The organism is Flavobacterium segetis (assembly GCF_900129575.1).
GTDB classification, from domain to species: Bacteria; Bacteroidota; Bacteroidia; order Flavobacteriales; family Flavobacteriaceae; genus Flavobacterium; species Flavobacterium segetis.
On record NZ_FQWE01000007.1, the window covers coordinates 1 to 17,157 of the forward strand.

Genomic DNA, 17,157 nt, shown 5'->3' on the forward strand with positions numbered 1-17,157 from the left:
GAGCGCTGCCACTGTGTTTTTTCGCTGTTTTTTAACGTTTTTTATTTAAGGGCGACGGAGGACTGCAAGGTTCGGAATTTGATTGTTAGACGACTGAAGTTTGTTTGATTTTTAATAATCATGATTTTTATTTTTCCCTTGGTTAATGATCTGATTTTGCTGAAGGTGATGATACCAATAAATTATTCATGCATGTATGTATGCTGTTTTATTTGTATTTGCGATTTGTTTTTCGATTATGATTTTACTTTTTTGCTTGATCAAAAAAGTAACAAAAAAATCACTGCCTGAAAATTAAAAACTTAAAAACTACCTCAAAACGCCGTTCCGCGCCCCGAGCCGTTCGCCAAAAGGCTCATCTCGCGGAGCGCTGCCACTGTGTTTTTTCGCTGTTTTTTAACGTTTTTTATTTAAGGGCGACGGAGGACTGCAAGGTTCGGAATTTGATTGTTAGACGACTGAAGTTTGCGACTGATAAATGATATCGAGATTTGTTTTTAAATTATGATTTTACTTTTTTGCTTGATCAAAAAAGTAACAAAAAAATCACTGCCTGAAAATTAAAAACTTAAAAACTACCTCAAAACGCCGTTCCGCGCCCCGAGCCGTTCGCCAAAAGGCTCATCTCGCGGAGCGCTGCCACTGTGTTTTTTCGCTGTTTTTTAACGTTTTTTATTTGAGGGTGGGGTTAGAATTGCTGATGAGGACTGTTTTCAGTTATGCGTTATCTATTTTCGGTTATTTGTTTTCGGTTATGGGTTATCTGTTATCAGTTTTCGGTTATCAGTTTTCGGTTATGCGTTATCTGTTATGCGTTATCTGTTATGCGTTATCTGTTTTCGGTTATGGGTTATCTGTTTTCTGTTATCTGTTTTCTGTTTTCTGTTTTCTGTTTTCTGTTTTCTGTTTTCTGTTTTCTGTTTTCTGTTTTCTGTTTTCGGTTATGGGTTATCTGTTATCTGTTATCAGTTTTCGGTTATTCGTTATCGGTTATCGATTATCTGTTTTCGGTTATCGAGTCGTTGAGTTTGATAATAATAAAGTTTCAGTTTTATTCTGGATAGCGCGAGCACTAGGTCATTAAGCTACGCTTTTAACTCTCCAAATTTGTCATTCTGACGAAGGAAAATCTTAGTTTGTTGCTCTCATTTGTTAAGATTTCTTCGCCTATTCGGATAAACCCGCGAGTCCTCCCTTATCTGAATGACAAAAAAAACTTTTTTTAACTATTATCCTTAACTTAATGACCTTGACAGCGAATATCTTACTAATGCACATTTTGGTTGTTAGTTTTGGTTGTTAGCACTGAAAATAGTATCGCATATCGGGTTTTTCATCATGTTTTTACTTTTTGTTTGATAAAAAAAGTAACAAAAAATTATTCATGGGTCAATATTGTTTTTTCTGTATTCATGACCCGAGCCTGAAAGGCGAACGGATGAAATAATCTTCGATTTCAATGCCTGAAAATTAAAAACTTAAAAAATGTCTTTTGTAATTTACCTGACAGTCTCTGGCTGTCCTCCTTTTAATTTCAAATGTTGTTTTTTAACGTTTTTTATTTAAGGGCGAAGCGAGAACTGCAGGGTTCGGACAATTGTTTGCTGATCACTGGGGGTCTGGTTGTTGATGATGAGTTTTTCGGTTTTGTTGGTTGGTGCCGAAGACATTTCCGCGTTGCCGGCTGTGGTAAGGATTGTTAATGAAAACTATTTTGGGAGTTGGATTCTGAAGGTTGGATTTTAGGACTAGGGGATTGTAGCTACCACCCCGCAAGCCATCGCTGGAGGGGGTATTAGAAAAGAATTGCGGTTCAATTGGAGAGTGATTAAAATTAAGAGGTTTTTTATTATCCTTTTATTTTAAGTAGAAATTATTCTTTGAGTGAGTGACTTAACAATTTTAAATTTTTAAAGTGATGTTTCTATTTATTTTCGGTGATAAAGATGTAACTATAAAAATTACTTAATTATACCTCTATATTGTCGCCTTGCGAAAAGTTTAATAACTGAACTGAACTGCCTTTATAGGGATTAAATGTAGGTTCGTATTTTATATAGCCTTTGTCATTTAGTTCTCGCATGCACTTGTGATACGTAGCCCTAGATCCTATTTTGCTAATGAGCATCATCTCTTCACGCGTGATGCTGATGGGGTTTTGATACCGATTAATATTCCAGTATTGAAATAAGCTGAAATACAAGCTGATGTGCGTTGGATGCATGGTTTTGTCTTCAATCAATCGATCAAATAAGCAAGTAAGGTGTTTGTTAGGTTTCATTTATTTTTTAGATTTGGGTTACTTTTAAAATGATTGTTTATTCGTAATTGTAGGTTAAAAGTTCTGAGAATTTTATGTTATAATTTTTTGATTACGGCATTACTACTACATTCGGTTTTGGTAACAAATCCGATTTTCTTGTTTAATAAAGTTTTTAAATCTTCGCTGTAATATTGTTATTTAGACTCCACGTTTGGCAAATGAGTTTAACATACTGTTGTTTTATCGACTGAGGATTATCGTACAGTTTCGTTTTGTAACATTCCCATCAATTCCATTGAAAAATTGTCTCTTGCCTGGATGTAGGCTATTTTAGGATACACTATAGCACCCAGCTTTTTCTTTTCAAAAGTGGCTGAAAAACCAAAGTCAATTTTTTTAAAATTAGCTGTTCGCGCTCTTTTAATAGTCTGATATAGGAGCTGTCTATAAATTTGGAATTTTGAGGCGTAGGTATAATCCAATCCAATTAGTGCAGGAACGTAGGTATAATTACAATTTTTATAACAAAACATTACCCCCACGAGCTGCTGCCTCTTTTCTTCGCTTTCATTACTAGATAAATATAGCAGAATTAATTCCCAATTTGGGTGATTTATCATTTTGTTAAAAATCTCAATTGGATATGTAAATGTATTGATCGCAAGGTTGTTGTTTTTTACATTTTTGTAAAGTTTGTAGCAGTGCTCCATTTCATCAGCGTTTAATTTATCTTTTATTACTATATCAAACGATTTTTCAAATGGTAATACTTCTTCATGGAAATGTCTTCGAGAACGAGAAGAGAGGCTATTTATAAATTCCTCAGTAGATTCCCATTCTAATTTTTGAATTTTGGCTGTTTCAGGCATATTGATTTTTAAAAAGCCATGATTGTGGAAAACAGTGTCTAACTCCAAACTTTGATCAAAGTCTCTCAATACTAAAAGATTTGCATCTAGGGTATTGTATACTATATCAACTTGCTCAAGTAAAATTTCCATCGCTTCTTTAGCTAATGGATGAGACTCGTTTCTGTAACAATGGTTTCCTTCAGTAAATAAACAACCCATGGCCAGCACTTTGGATGTAAGGTATAGCGGATTTTGTTTTCTTTTTTGCTCAAGCTGGAGCGATATTGATTCTGGTGCCAGCATATCATCTTTCCAGAGTCCGAAACTAAAAAAAGTAGCTAAAACAGGCTTGTCTAAGTCGTCTTTAATAACAAAATAATAAAAGTCCCAGTCATTCTCCGTACTATTGTTATTTGAAAAGGCATCTTCTAAAAATTTCAATCCGTCCCAATCGAACGTACTTTGTTTGCCTAAAATTTCATTCCACATGGTTTTATTTATCTTTATTATGGATTTTTCATACTGTACCTTTAATCCTGTATTATTTGTTTGTATTTCTTGCACGTATATTGATTTATCCTTACCAAATGCTCGATTTATTTTATACAGTGAGTTAGCCGTTTTTTCTAATGCTATTGGGAAAAATTTTTCAACTGCTTCTACTAAATCTTTTATTTCTTCCTTTTGATTGTGCCTAGAGAGCGTGATCCGAATTCCTGTATTTTTTACTGGAACCGCGGGATAGATTGCTGGATTTACAAAAAAACCTTCTTGGAACAAACTTTGCACTAGTTTATAAGTAGTTAAAGGCATTGCGGTTCCCAGAAAAAATACAGGTGAGTTATTTTGGACTATTATGGGCAGGGAAGTTTTAGAAAGTAAGTCATTAAAGTATCCTATTTTCCCAGCTAATTCAGCCTGTAACACTTGAATTTCAGTAGAGAGGTGAATATCTGCAGCAGCTATTGCGGCCGCTACCGATGCTGGTTCCAATTGTGCAGAAAAAGTAAGTGGTCCACCGAAATTTTTAATTTTTTCTCGTAGTTCATGATTCGAACAGATTAAAGCTGCTCCGCTGGCACCAAAGGTTTTACTTAACGTTACCATAATCATTACGTTATGTGGTAGTTCCTTAAGAACACTTAGCACATAGCCCGTTCCGTTTTTTCCTTGCCAACTCATACCGTGAACATCGTCGAAATATAGGTACAACTGTGGATATTTTTTGCTTAATTCCATTAGTTCAGCCACAGGGGCAAAATCACCAAACATAGAGTAAACTCCATCGGCCATGTACCAAATTCTTTTGCACTTCGAGGAAAGTTTGTTGATTTGATATTCGAGCATATCCATATTGCTATGTCGGATCATCTCTACAGGAATTCCTCTCAATTTTAGTAGCTGACACGCATTTTGAACACTCCAATGGACCTGGTGATCCAGAATTACCCCATCTTCATCCCTAACAGCCGTAGGAATTACAGCGATGTGACCTAGTGTACTATTTTTAGCTATAATTGGTGGTATGCCATACATTAACTCTATTTTATATTCTAGTTCTGCATATAAGGGATTGGATATGTATGATTTGGACAAAGGAAATTGAGTTCCGTATTTTTGTATTGCTAAAATCGCAGCTTCTTTGAGACGGCTGTCTTGTTCTAAACCGAGGTATCCAGTTGTTCCAAAATGGAACATTTTTTTACCTTTTATGGTAATCGTTCTGCCGTTCAAATATTCATCTTCTGCGTAAAGATGTAAAACTCCTTCTTTTTTTGCTCCTGCGAATACCTCATCGACCGTATCGATAAAGTTGTTGTGTTTAATTTTTGCCATTTATTGGTCAATTTTTAGTTGATTAATTATTTAAAGCATTAAAATTCAACATAATAAATGAAAGTTTTTTCATGTTATAATGAAATACTCCCAATATGACAACAAAAACTCCCGAATTGACAACAAAAGACATAAAAAACAACTAACATTCCCGAATTGACATGTAAATCAATTGATATTCTTTCTACTTTTGTTAATTATACACCTAAAAATTCATAAAACATGATTGCAGCCCATGATTTTTATGAGAATCGATTTGCGAAATTTTGGATCGCTGATGGTATTCTCTTTTTCGAATACAAACCCAGTACGCTTATCGATCTTAAAGTTGCTCAACTTGTTGTGACTGATCGAATCCATTTTCAACGGGAACGAGCTTACCCTATTTTATGTGACCTACGTGGTGTAGTTAGCATCGATAAAGCGAGCAGAGATTATTTAGCACAACTGGGCTCTGTATTAGCCACTGCTGTTGGCTTGGTTGTTCATGAAAAACTACTGTTGACTATAAGCACTTTTTACTTACAAGTCAATAAGCCCTCCGTTCCTACTCAGATTTTTTCTTCTGAGGCTGCTGCCTTGCAGTATTTGAAAGGATTTGCTGTCGGGAAATAGTTAGTGGTTAGTAAATAGTGATTAGTAATTAGTGGTTAGTGGTTAGTAAATAGTGATTAGCTTTTAGCAAAAATTCGATTGTAAGTAGTAGAAAATAAATATAGGGACAACAAAATAAGTTATTATGGATGGTATTTATGATCAAAAACGGATTGTTAGTGTTCACCAAATGCTGTTTGATATGGCTAGCGGTAATTTTAATACTCGCATTCCGCAAAGTAAGCAGGATGACGAATTAGAAACCATTGTGGTTTTGATTAATATGGTTGCAGAGGAAATAAAAGATTCCCTAAGTGATTTTATTAATACTCATAGTACTCCTGAATTTATTACTTCTATCTCTCTAGTGGTGAATGCCTATTACTTTATTACCAGCTTCACTTTAGAACTCCTATTATTTTTAGGCTATTCTGAAAGCGAATTGCTTGATCAGCCTTTAGCTACCATTATAACACCTGCTTCCTTAGAGCAAATTCAAAGCCTATTTGAAAGTGGTGTTTCCAAACCGACGATTTTATCCATTGATTTCATTAACAAAGCACAATTGACTTTCACTGTTTCTTGTAATGTGGGTCAAATGCTTCCCCGTTCTGAAATCATATTCATTTTTGCTATTTCAAAAAATTGTGATTATAATAATCCACTTTTTGAAGAGACTCACCATAAAAAACAAATTAAATCCAGAAAGGTTGATGCTTTTTTAATACAACAGCTTTATGATTACATCCTAGCGCATTTAGACTCTCCGCTCCCATCGATCCAACTGCTGGCTCGTAAATTTGGCACTAATGAGTATAAATTAAAAGCGGGTTTTCGCCATTTCTTCAAAACTAGTATTTATAAATTTTACAATCAAGAGCGATTGAAAAAAGCTTATTTCATGATTCAACATACTACCAAATCATTGAAAAATATTTCTGTGATGATTGGTTTCACCACTTATTCAAATTTTTCAAAATCTTTCAAAAAGCATTATGGATTTTCGCCGTTTGAGGTGCAACGGAATCAAAATAATATTACTCTATCTACAGAACTCCCTCATTATGATCGTTAAAAACTAGTGACAACAAATACTTACACTAAACCATGTTGTGCTGTATACTAACATTTTGCAACGCAGGATTACAACTATTGATCACAGATTCGCAGATTATTCAAATTGTATTTGTTTTAAAAATTGTGGAAACGCAGGATTACATCTATTGACTTACAGCTGTGGTAGTTACCGTTTTTAGGTACTTTTGCTTCGTGAGTTTCTACGCTAGTTCCGTTATCAGAATTTATAATTGGATTATTGTTCTAAATTCCTGAGTATGGATTTTTTTGGGTTGTTAGGCGCATTCTTGCTTATGAAAACTTTTTCTGCTTATATCTAAATTATACCAATTGTGTTTTAAACCTACTGTTTGTTTCTTGTCAAATCGAGCCTTTCGAATGCGCTCCGGACAGGCTTTTAGTCGAGATTATAAATGACTTGTAAAAGGGTTTCGACTGCGCTCAACCGGACAAAAATGAATAGCCTTTTGTAGTATATTAAAAGAGAAAGTTGTATTAATTCCTGAGTATGGATTTTTTTGGGTTGTTAGGCGCATTGTCAATTCTGATAATGTTTTTTGCTTATATCTAAATTATACTAATTGTGTTTTAAACTTACTGTTTGTTTCTTGTCAAATCGAGCCTTTCGAATGCGCTCAGGACAGGCTTTTAGTCGAGATTATATATGACTTGTAAAAAGGGTTTCGACTGCGCTCAACCGGACAAAAATGAATAGCCTTTTGTAGTATATTAAAAGAGAAAGTTGTATTAATTCCTGAGTATGGATTTTTTTGGGTTGTTAGGCGCATTGTCAATTATGACAATGTTTTTTGCTTATATCTAAATTATACCAATTGTGTTTTCAATTAATATAAAAAACCAAACAACCATAATGGAATTTTGTTTTGAAATCCGTACTCAATATCATCTGCTGCGATAAACGAATTTTCGATAGTTGCAATTTGTTTTTTCGACTTATCTTTGCCACCAATTTCGAAGACATACTTTTCATCTATCAGAAAATCGCTCTTTTCAGAGTAAGCAACTTTATGAGAATATCCAAGCTGATTGGCAAAAAAAGTCTCCCGTTTATTACCTGTGTTTACTGCCTTAGGCGATAAAGCATACATTAAGTTTGAATTTTCTAAATATACTTTAAGTGGTTTTTGTAATCTACTAATCCCTCCCGCCTCTTTAAACAAGTTGATTGTTAGACCAATTTCGGCCAAATAATGAAAATACAAAAGTAACGTACCTCTTGCTATTCCTATTTTATCACTTAGTTTACTAACATTTGGAACAAAAGGAACAGATTCTGAAATAATAAGTAACAATTGTTTGATTTTATAAACATAAGCTAAATCTAGTCCCCGCAATAAAGGAAGTTCAATTTCCAGCATCATATTGATAATCTCCTCCAAACGAGGGGTATATAAATCCAGTTCTTCTTTATAAAATGGATAATATCCTTGTTTAAGATACGCATCAAAATATTGCAAAGGCTTTACGACCGTATTAATCAGAGTAGCTTCTTTTGCATGATTTTTCAAAATTGACTCTAAAGACAATCTATCAAAACGATGTCCTGTCTCTATACTAAGATATTCACGAAAGGAAAGTCCTTGCATTGTATAAATAATGGCTCTGCGACTCAAATCAGCTCTATCGTTTAAAATCTCTAGCAATGATGACCCTGTAAAAACAACTTTTAACATGGGATAATCATCGTAGATATTTTTTAATTCTTGCGACCAATTAGAATATTTATGCACTTCATCTAAAAAAAGATATTTTCCCCCTCTTTTTACAAAATCGTCAGCTAAATTAACCAAAGTATTATTACTGAACCAAATAGAATCTAAAGTCACATACAAGGTATTGTCCAATTCCTCTGCAAGACTAAATTTAATATGCTGCAATAGCATTGTCGTTTTTCCAACTCCCCTATCCCCTTTAATACCTATTAACCTAGCGTTCCAATTAACATCCGCTTCCAAACTTCTCACGAAATCTGTAGTAATATATCTTAACTTAAGGCGAAATTTTTCAACTAATGCTTCCATATTGTTTACTTTATAAAACAAAAATACTTATTTTTGTTCGGTTTATAATACAAAATAATCTTATTTTGTTTACTATGGAAAACAAATTGATAGTTTTACAATGAATTTATCGTTTTTAAAAAGAAACCCTGGCAGGGTTATTAATAATCCAATATGTTATCTTATTTAAATAATCCGTTTTAGTCTCTTTTTGCTCCTTTAATGACAAGCGTTTTATTTTGAAATTCAGAAATTTGATTTGTAGAATTTAAACTATAACGCTATGAAACTGACTGTTAGAATACAAAAGGTGATTTTAGAGCTAATTTGTCTGCTCTATATTTTATTGTTTGTTTATGCGGCAGTTAGTAAGTTAATGGATTTTGAAAATTTTCAGGTGCAGTTAGGGTGCTAAAAGAAGAAAAAACTTATTGATTAATTGCAGGAATTTTAATCTAAACTCTTTTATACAAAAGGAATATAATTTTAAGCTAGATCAACTTTATTTACTTGCTAAAGAATAATAAGCAACGCAGTTTGAGGGTTATTATACATACTGATGTGAGTGGTGCTTTAATGCTTCTCTGCATCGTCATTTTCAGTTAGGTTATTTTCAGCTTTTTCCTCAAAGTCTTTATAGAATAAAGCAGCTTCATTCTTATATTGATAACTTTGATGATATAACATCAAAGTATTTAACGCAATAGAACCTTGTTGAATATAATTATCGTAATTTTTAAAATAAATTGACAAAAAAAGTATGTAAGCAGAATATCTGGAATTATCTTCTTCTATCTTTCCAATATCATTAGAAGCTGAAAAAATTAATGCATAGTCTAGACTTAAAAGATAATAAGCATCTAAACAGGCTCTAAAAATTCCTCTTGTATGACCTGAACCAATATTTGAACGGATTTTATATTTAGTTTTTTCCGTTCCTTTATTATGTTGATAAAATGAAATTACACAAATATTACTTTCATAAATTTCTACTTCAATAATTGTAGTAATAACATTTGTAAACTCTGGAATGAATCTATAAATTTTACGAATAATAAAGGCATCATCCCCTTTCGGTTTTCCATTCATAAGGAATACCAATCCTTTTTTAGCCATATACTAAAAATTAGAATAATGTCCTAAAGTGTTTTGTGTATTTACAATTGGAATTCTATTATAAAAATCTAATGTAAAATCAACAGTAGTATCTTTGTTGATAATTATATCCTTGTCACTTGGTTGATCACTTAAAAGTCCTTTTCTACTGTTTTTCCAAGGTAAATCATTATGAGTTAAATCAACTAAATCAGAACCACTTAAATGACCATAAGATTGCCATACATTGTCTAAATGATAAAGAATTAAATCATCAAAATCTAAATTTACTGCTCTGTTGTATGGAATAATTGAACTTCTTTTCATAAACTTAAAATTTGCCCAAACATCATAAACCACCGGACCATATATCCAAGCTTGAATTCTGTCATTAAATAACATTTTGTCATTTTTAACAAAAAACCAAAGCTGTGAATAATACAGTAACTTCTGCATTTTCAGCGGACTAACACCCTTCTTGATAAAGAAAGAAGAAACGTCTAATGCTCTATAGTTTGTTTTCATTTTAGTTTTAAATTAGCGTTTTATTGCTCGTACAAAGATACAACATATATTGAATACACAACAATTTCGCGGAATACCAATAAACCACTGCTAATAAGTAAGACTTCAGGGGGTCCTATAAGGCTAGTAAGAAGTCACTGTTAAACAGAACCAGAAGTGGTGCATAGGGTTATGAGTTATGGGTTATCGGTTATCGGTTATGAGTTATGAGTTACGAGTTATGAGTTATGAGTTATGAGTTATGAGTTATGAGTTATGAGTTACGAGTTATGAGTTATGAGTTATGAGTTATGAGTTATGAGTTATGAGTTATGAGTTATGAGTTATGAGTTATGGGTTATGAGTTATGGGTTATGAGTTGTGAGTTATGAGTTATGAGTTATGGGTTATGAGTTATGGGTTATGAGTTATGAGTTATGAGTTATGAGTTATGAGTTATGAGTTATGGGTTATGGGTTATGGGTTATGAGTTATGAGTTATGAGTTATGAGTTATGAGTTATGAGTTATGATACCTGCTAAACAAGCAAAATAATACGACAGAAAAGTACATAGTAACGTAACGAATAGTAGTATCATCTAATAAAGATAAGAATTAGAACTAGAGTAATATGTAACAAAATACGTCTTGATTACAAATATTGACCGCAGATTCGCAAATTATCACTTGTAATTGTTTTAAATATGGCGGATTTTCAGTGTGAGATTTTTTATAAGCTAATGCGTAGTGTACTGAAATCACATTATTTTAAACTCTATTTGAGAACAAAAAAAAACAGATTGTGAAGGAAGCAAACCTGACAGGTTTTTAAAACCTGTCAGGTTTAGAAATAATCCGTTTTAGTCTCTTTTTGCTCCCGTAATGACAAGCACTTTTATTTTTAAATTCAGAAATTTGATTTATAGAATTTAAACTATAACGCTATGAAACTGACTGTTAGAATACAAAAGGTGATTTTAGAGCTAATTTGTCTGCTCTATATTTTATTATTTGTTTATGCGGCAGTTAGTAAGTTAATGGATTTTGAAAATTTTCAGGTGCAGCTGGGGCAATCTCCATTGTTGAGTGCTTTTGCTGGTTGGCTTTCCTGGGTGGTACCAATTGTAGAACTTATAATTGTGTTACTGCTGGTTTTTCCAAAATTTCGTCTTGCGGCGCTTCTTGCTGCTTTTAGTTTGATGATTATGTTCACTACCTATATCGTAATCATTTTAAATTTCAGCTCCTTTGTTCCTTGTTCCTGTGGCGGTATTTTGGAGAAGATGGGTTGGACGGAGCACTTATTTTTTAATATTGCATTTACTGTAATGGCTTTAGTCGGAGTTGTTTTACATCATAGAAACTTCGAAATCAGTCCTGCACAAACTTATATTTTAAACATAGGTAATGCTTCTATTACAAAGCTTTTATTAGTTACTGGCGGTATAAGTGTTGTCTTCATTATAAGCCTTTATCTGTTATCCGAAAATGAAATACACCGAAACAATAGCTTCATTCGCAGCTATCCACATCATCCCGTAGCGATGATAAAAGGCTACAATATAAAATACAATTCCTACTATATCGCAGGCGTTGCTAATGGTCGAATTTATTTAGGAAATACGACCGCACCGAGACAAATCCTAGCTATTGATACTTTATTGACGGATGCCAAAACTTTAAGAATTAAAGTTGAGGGCAAACAAGACTACCCATTTAAATCTGTGCAAGTACGCGTTAAACCTCCTTATTTTTATCTAGTCGATGGAACTATTCCAGTAATTTACAGAGGTAAAATTAGTGATTGGAGTGCCAATCGTTTGACAAATATCAAAAAATACTTTTCTGCTTTTGAACCTATTGATTCAACCCTATTTGCAATTAGGAGTATTGATACAGCAGAGAGCCTAAACATTCTAGGAACTCTAAATACAGCCAAGCCTAATGCTTTCAAACAAGTATCAGGCATGTTAGAAAAAAGGATTGATGGCATTTTCGACACTGATGGGAAGCTGCTTTATAATTACCAATTAAAAAAGATGATTTATGTCTATTACTATCGAAACCAAGCGGTAATTTCCAATTCTGATTTGAAAACATTTCAGAAACTAAAAACGATAGATACGGTGAGCCAAGTTCCGATTCAGTTCGCTTACCTACATACAACAGGAGAAAAGAAATTTGCCAAGCAACCTCCTATGATTCAACAAGGAGCTGCCACATATGGGAAGTACTTGTTTTCAATGTCAAACCGCTTAGGAAAGTTTGAAGCAGAATCAATGTTGAAAGATGCTTCCATTGTTGATGTTTATGATTTGCAAAAGAGTACCTATGAATTTAGTTTCTATCTGTATAATTATAAGAATGAAAAGGTGGAAAACTTTCAAATTTATAAGAACCTATTAATTGGAATTACAAAACATTTTATAGTAATCTATAGGCTCAAGAGCAGCCACTTTAATTTACATTAGTTGAATGAATACTCATTGACAATATTATTATTTTATGAAATACCGGGCCTGGTTCAGGGGAAGATCGAAAACCTGTAAACAGAGTAGATCAAAATATTTTAAATTTAATATTATGAACACTAAAAATTTTAAAATCGGATTTCCGGTGGCAGCAGTTGTGTTAGCTATCGCAGGTGCCTTTGCTTCACAAGCAGCGCCTAAAAGCACATTGGCGACCAAAATTGGTTATTTGGACACACCTAGTCCTTGTCTAGAAGCAAGGGAATGCAGTGATATCAACAATGGAATTGTTTGTACTTACATGTGGCAGGGCAGCAATCATCAAGCCTTTGGAAAAAATCTAACCGGCAGCCAGTGTGCGGTTACTCTTTACAAGAAACCGTAATTTTTTACAGTGATAAGGTGTCCATTAATGGGACACCTTATTTTTAATTTTTACAAATTTTTTAAGTGAAGATCAAACCACCTTTTAATTTCGAAATATAGATTTTTCTTGTTTTCGGGATTTGTTAATACGTGATCCTCATTAGGATAAACCAAAAGACGACTTTTTTTTCCTAACCGCCAAAGTGCAATTTGTAATTTTGTACTATTAGTTGGATTTACCATATGATCTTCTTCCCCCGTCCACAACAGTACTGGTGTACTGATTTTTTCAACTTGCAGTATTGGAGAATTTTTTAAAAATTCTCTAGTATAAAAAGGTGATTTTATACGAAACTGCTGATCTTCATAGCGCCAAATGTTCGATTGTCCATTACCATCCAGCATTAAATATGCGCTTACAATATCTGTTACTGGAGCACCAGCCACAGCCGCTTTGAACATGTCAGTCTGCGTTATAATGTAGGCGGTTTCATACCCACCAAAGGAGTGTCCCATTAGTCCAATTTTTTCCCTATCGACCGTGCCACTTTCAATAACTTTTTCGACAGCAGCCTTAACGCATTTTAATGCAGAATCGCCAGGATCATTTACTGTATACGCTATATCGGGTAATAATACAAAGTAGCCTTCGGCAGTAAAATTTGCTATATTTAATCCGTTTCCTGATTGAAACGATGGCTCCACATATTCATGCAATTCTTGAGCTCTCCTGCTGTAAATGTGCACGATCATCGGGTATTTCAATCCTGATTGATAGTTTGCGGGATAAAACAAAGCACCTTTTAATTCTTTTCCCTCTGGTGTACTGTACCTTATCAGTTCAGATTTTCCCCAATAAAAATTCTTTTGCTGGTCATTCGTTTCAATAATGACTTTTTCTTGTCCTGATCTATTAATCAAGACAAGTGCCGGAGGAGTATCAAAACTTTCTTCTCGGAATAAATAATTTTTATTGTCTTTAGACTTTTCAATAAAGATTATTTTCTTATTTTTCTCTACTAAAGACCTCAGGTTCCTATTTGTCCATAAGCTTAGACCTTCATCAAGCGATTCATTATTTACGCTATGCAAAAGCAAACCATCGTCTAAATTAAAGGACTTAGTAAGAAAGAAGAAAGTGTCAGCTTGGTAATTATACAAGCTTCCTTCTTCTGCAATACGGTAAGTCACATTCTGTTTTCGTCCCTCAGTAATTTTTTTAGTGGTTATTCCGTCTGGCGACAGTAGCCAAATATCAAACTTGTCATAAATAATCAAGTATTCATCACTTTTAGACCAGCCAGGATTACCATACGCAGGAGGAATACCTGATTCATCATATTCAGTATCATAAAACGGAATATTGAGCGATTCTGTGAGGCATGTATGCCGTTTAGAAGCTATATTATATGTCCACCAATTGTTATTTTTAAAATAGCAGACAAATTTTCCGGTGGGAGAAACTGTTGTCACAGCCATATCTAATAATTGTTTTTTAACCACTAATTCTACTTTTCCAGTGAGAAGATTTTTGATATATACATCAATATATTCACCGCCATATTTATGTCGTGGTAGGTACTCATCCATCCGGAAGACTAGTGCATTATTTTGATATCCCGTTGGAACGGCATTGGTAAAGTGGGCGTCTTCAACTTTTTTTATTTCTCCTGAATTAATATGCCAAACAGAGCAGCTTACCTCCTCGCTTGATGGCTGTCTTGATGGTGGTACTTTTGCATCATCAGTATTCCAAATTTGTACATCAGATTCTCCTGCTAAATGCTCGTTATACTGTTCCCTATTTTTTATGTCAAAGAAAACCTTTTCATTAGCTGATGAAATAAATAATCTGGATAAAGGAATGTAGCTCCTTTGAGTTAAGGAATCTAGATACTGAGGCGGAGGCGTTTTTAGTATAATTTTTTTTCCAAAACCTGTACAGTAGTATATTTTATGTTCTTTCAGCGAGTTCTCATTATTGCTTATTTCTTCAAAAAAAGCAAATCCTTTACCGGTTTCATCCCAAGCTATCCCCATATAAGTATTTTCGGAGGAAGCTATAATTTTCTGCTCCTGCAATGAATTTTGCAACGAGTATATTTTGACAGCCGTACTATTATTTATTTCGCTAACAACTGCTAACAAGCCTGAATCAGGACTAAGTTTGAATTCATTTACATTTTGAACGGTATAGCTCTGATCTGATTTCAGGTCTTTAATCCAAAGCAGTTGTTTTTCATCGGTATTTTGAACGCCTATTACATAACGTCCGTGAGCTGCAAAAAGGTATTTGCTTATTTTTGGAAAACTTTGTTGTTTTCCAGTTTCCAGATTCAATATTTTGAGCGTGTCTGCCACGTTACAGCCAAACCATTTGCCATCCTTCGAAATTGTACCATTTGCACCAGCTGAAAATAGGTATGTATAGTTCGTAATGGCGTTCTTCAGGAATAAAGTATCTTTTTTATCTCCATAATTCAAGGTATAGGACACCCATTTTCCGTCATGGGATACTGTTCCTGGATAGATAGTGCTCCATAAATTATAATCTGCAGGCTGCAGTTTTCTTTTTACCTGTGCAGCGGTCTTCATCATCATTCCTAAACTCATTATGAGAATAAGTAAAATGGGTGCTATTTTAGTTTTTGATTTCATTTCTAGTTTTTTAGTACCCGGGATTTTGAGGAAGAAGATTCTGATTTAAAAGTAATTCTGATTGTGGCAACGGCCAAAGCACATCCGTACTATTCCAACCTGTTTTACGTGTTTGAAGTACTTCATTTATTACTCCAAAGCGCTTGAGATCAAACCATCGGTGTCCCAGTTCTGTAAAAAGTTCCACCTGTCTCTCCTTTAAAATAGCCTGCAATAATTCTGGTTGGGTAACTGCCGGCGTATCGGACAGACCTGCCCTGTGTCTGATTTTATTCAAGTCTTCTTGCGCCCCTGAAATATTCCCCAAATGTGTTCTGGCTTCGGCTCTTATCAAATAAATTTCTTCTAAGCGGAACAATATGGAATATTCACGTGATGACCCCGTATTGTTGTTTTCTTTGTATTTATTGGCAAAATACCATCTGTCCAAACCGTCACTTACAGTTCCGACCCAGTGATCTCTGCGCAAATCTTCCGGTTCAAAGGATTCGATTAAAGAATTATTTAGCCCACTTACAGGGGGAGGACCCGTTAGAAAGATAAAACTTTGGGCTTCAAATGTGTTATTTCCCGAAAATTGAGGTATAAGTTGCCAGATGGTACCTGGACTGTCTTTAAGAAATACTTTATCTATATCATCTACCCACTCATATAATGAGGTATTATTAATTATCGAATTAGCTTCTGCTTCTGCAGCCCCCCAATTTTCAGTATAGAGATTTACCCTTGCCAAGAGTGCTTTGGCAACGCTCTTATTGGGACGCACTCTTTCGTCGCTGGGGTATTCATCAGGCATTAATAATTTTGCGTTTTCTAAATCTTCAATAATTAAACTGTACAATTCAGCAGGAGCTTTTTTAACTATCGTTGAGTTTAGTCTGAAATCAGTAGTAGTTACATACGGAATATTGCCAAACAGATTTACGAGATAAAAATGAAGATATGCCCGAAGAAATAATGCTTCGCCAATTAGTTGTCCTTTCTCATTTGGTAGAATACCTGTAGATACAGTTACACCTTCGATGATTGCATTCGATGCATAAATTAAATTATAGGTATTATTCCATATTTCAGAAATGGTACTATTTGTAGGAAGTACAACATTTTTATAAAATGCCTCTTCCCGCTGTCCATCAATACCATAATAATTTAGTTCATCAGCATAATTTCCTAAAAGATTCGAAATACCATTAAAGTTCCCTGTAACCAGCACATTACTCTGCATTTTCATGTAGTTATTTACAAGAGCCGCCTGCGCTGTTGCTCTATCTTTAAAAACATTTTCGGCTGTTAATTGTGAATTAGGAATCTCTATGTCCACAAAACTTTCGCAACTTATAAACATTATCAGTCCGATAACAGTTGCAATTAAAAAGACGATTCTCCTCTTTGCTATATTTTTCATGTTATTATTTTTTAGA

At 34.0% G+C, this 17,157-nt stretch carries 11 protein-coding genes and 1 pseudogene; 5 read left to right on the forward strand and 7 right to left on the reverse strand.

The annotated features are described in order from the left end of the window. Positions 1–1,969: 1,969 nt before the first annotated feature. Both BUA99_RS14965 and BUA99_RS10945 read right to left on the reverse strand, forming a co-directional pair. Complete coding sequence (locus tag BUA99_RS14965) at positions 1,970–2,281, reverse strand: hypothetical protein (RefSeq protein WP_200778663.1); 312 nt, start codon at positions 2,279–2,281, stop codon at positions 1,970–1,972. Between the two features lie 236 nt (positions 2,282–2,517). Next, the gene (locus tag BUA99_RS10945) at positions 2,518–4,950 is read right to left on the reverse strand and encodes an aminotransferase class I/II-fold pyridoxal phosphate-dependent enzyme (RefSeq protein WP_072992144.1); all 2,433 of its coding nucleotides are present in this window, start codon (positions 4,948–4,950) and stop codon (positions 2,518–2,520) included. A gap of 222 nt (positions 4,951–5,172) precedes the next feature. On the opposite strand from BUA99_RS10945, the gene BUA99_RS10950 reads away from it, so the two are divergent. Together BUA99_RS10950 and BUA99_RS10955 are read left to right on the forward strand one after the other, a co-directional pair. Beyond that, complete coding sequence (locus BUA99_RS10950) at positions 5,173–5,565, forward strand: DUF7793 family protein (protein WP_072992146.1); 393 nt, start codon at positions 5,173–5,175, stop codon at positions 5,563–5,565. A gap of 124 nt (positions 5,566–5,689) precedes the next feature. Then, the gene (locus BUA99_RS10955) at positions 5,690–6,619 is read left to right on the forward strand and encodes a helix-turn-helix domain-containing protein (RefSeq protein ID WP_072992149.1); all 930 of its coding nucleotides are present in this window, start codon (positions 5,690–5,692) and stop codon (positions 6,617–6,619) included. Between the two features lie 847 nt (positions 6,620–7,466). Here BUA99_RS10955 and BUA99_RS10960 read toward each other — a convergent pair. Continuing rightward, positions 7,467–8,663 (reverse strand): ATP-binding protein, encoded by a 1,197-nt coding sequence (locus BUA99_RS10960; protein ID WP_072992152.1) that lies wholly within the window; start codon positions 8,661–8,663, stop codon positions 7,467–7,469. A 262-nt stretch (positions 8,664–8,925) separates the two neighbouring features. Here BUA99_RS10960 and BUA99_RS15615 point away from each other — a divergent pair. After that, positions 8,926–9,051: pseudogene (locus tag BUA99_RS15615) on the forward strand (MauE/DoxX family redox-associated membrane protein); the annotation flags it as partial. A gap of 164 nt (positions 9,052–9,215) precedes the next feature. On the opposite strand, the gene BUA99_RS10965 reads toward BUA99_RS15615, so the two are convergent. Then, positions 9,216–9,758 carry a hypothetical protein gene (locus tag BUA99_RS10965; protein ID WP_072992154.1) on the reverse strand — a complete coding sequence of 181 codons (543 nt, stop codon included), beginning with the start codon at positions 9,756–9,758 and terminating at the stop codon, positions 9,216–9,218. Positions 9,759–9,761: 3 nt separating this feature from the next. Then, positions 9,762–10,262 (reverse strand): Panacea domain-containing protein, encoded by a 501-nt coding sequence (locus BUA99_RS10970; protein ID WP_072992157.1) that lies wholly within the window; start codon positions 10,260–10,262, stop codon positions 9,762–9,764. 923 nt (positions 10,263–11,185) lie between these two features. On the opposite strand from BUA99_RS10970, the gene BUA99_RS10975 reads away from it, so the two are divergent. Together BUA99_RS10975 and BUA99_RS10980 are read left to right on the forward strand one after the other, a co-directional pair. Then, the gene (locus tag BUA99_RS10975) at positions 11,186–12,712 is read left to right on the forward strand and encodes a MauE/DoxX family redox-associated membrane protein (RefSeq protein ID WP_072992159.1); all 1,527 of its coding nucleotides are present in this window, start codon (positions 11,186–11,188) and stop codon (positions 12,710–12,712) included. 112 nt (positions 12,713–12,824) lie between these two features. Further along, positions 12,825–13,097 carry a DUF6520 family protein gene (locus tag BUA99_RS10980; protein WP_072992162.1) on the forward strand — a complete coding sequence of 91 codons (273 nt, stop codon included), beginning with the start codon at positions 12,825–12,827 and terminating at the stop codon, positions 13,095–13,097. 50 nt (positions 13,098–13,147) lie between these two features. Here the strand turns inward: BUA99_RS10980 and BUA99_RS10985 are convergent, their stop codons facing one another. Both BUA99_RS10985 and BUA99_RS10990 read right to left on the reverse strand, forming a co-directional pair. Then, positions 13,148–15,736 (reverse strand): S9 family peptidase, encoded by a 2,589-nt coding sequence (locus BUA99_RS10985; protein ID WP_084673531.1) that lies wholly within the window; start codon positions 15,734–15,736, stop codon positions 13,148–13,150. A gap of 10 nt (positions 15,737–15,746) precedes the next feature. Further along, positions 15,747–17,141 carry a RagB/SusD family nutrient uptake outer membrane protein gene (locus tag BUA99_RS10990; protein ID WP_072992167.1) on the reverse strand — a complete coding sequence of 465 codons (1,395 nt, stop codon included), beginning with the start codon at positions 17,139–17,141 and terminating at the stop codon, positions 15,747–15,749. Positions 17,142–17,157: the final 16 nt, after the last annotated feature.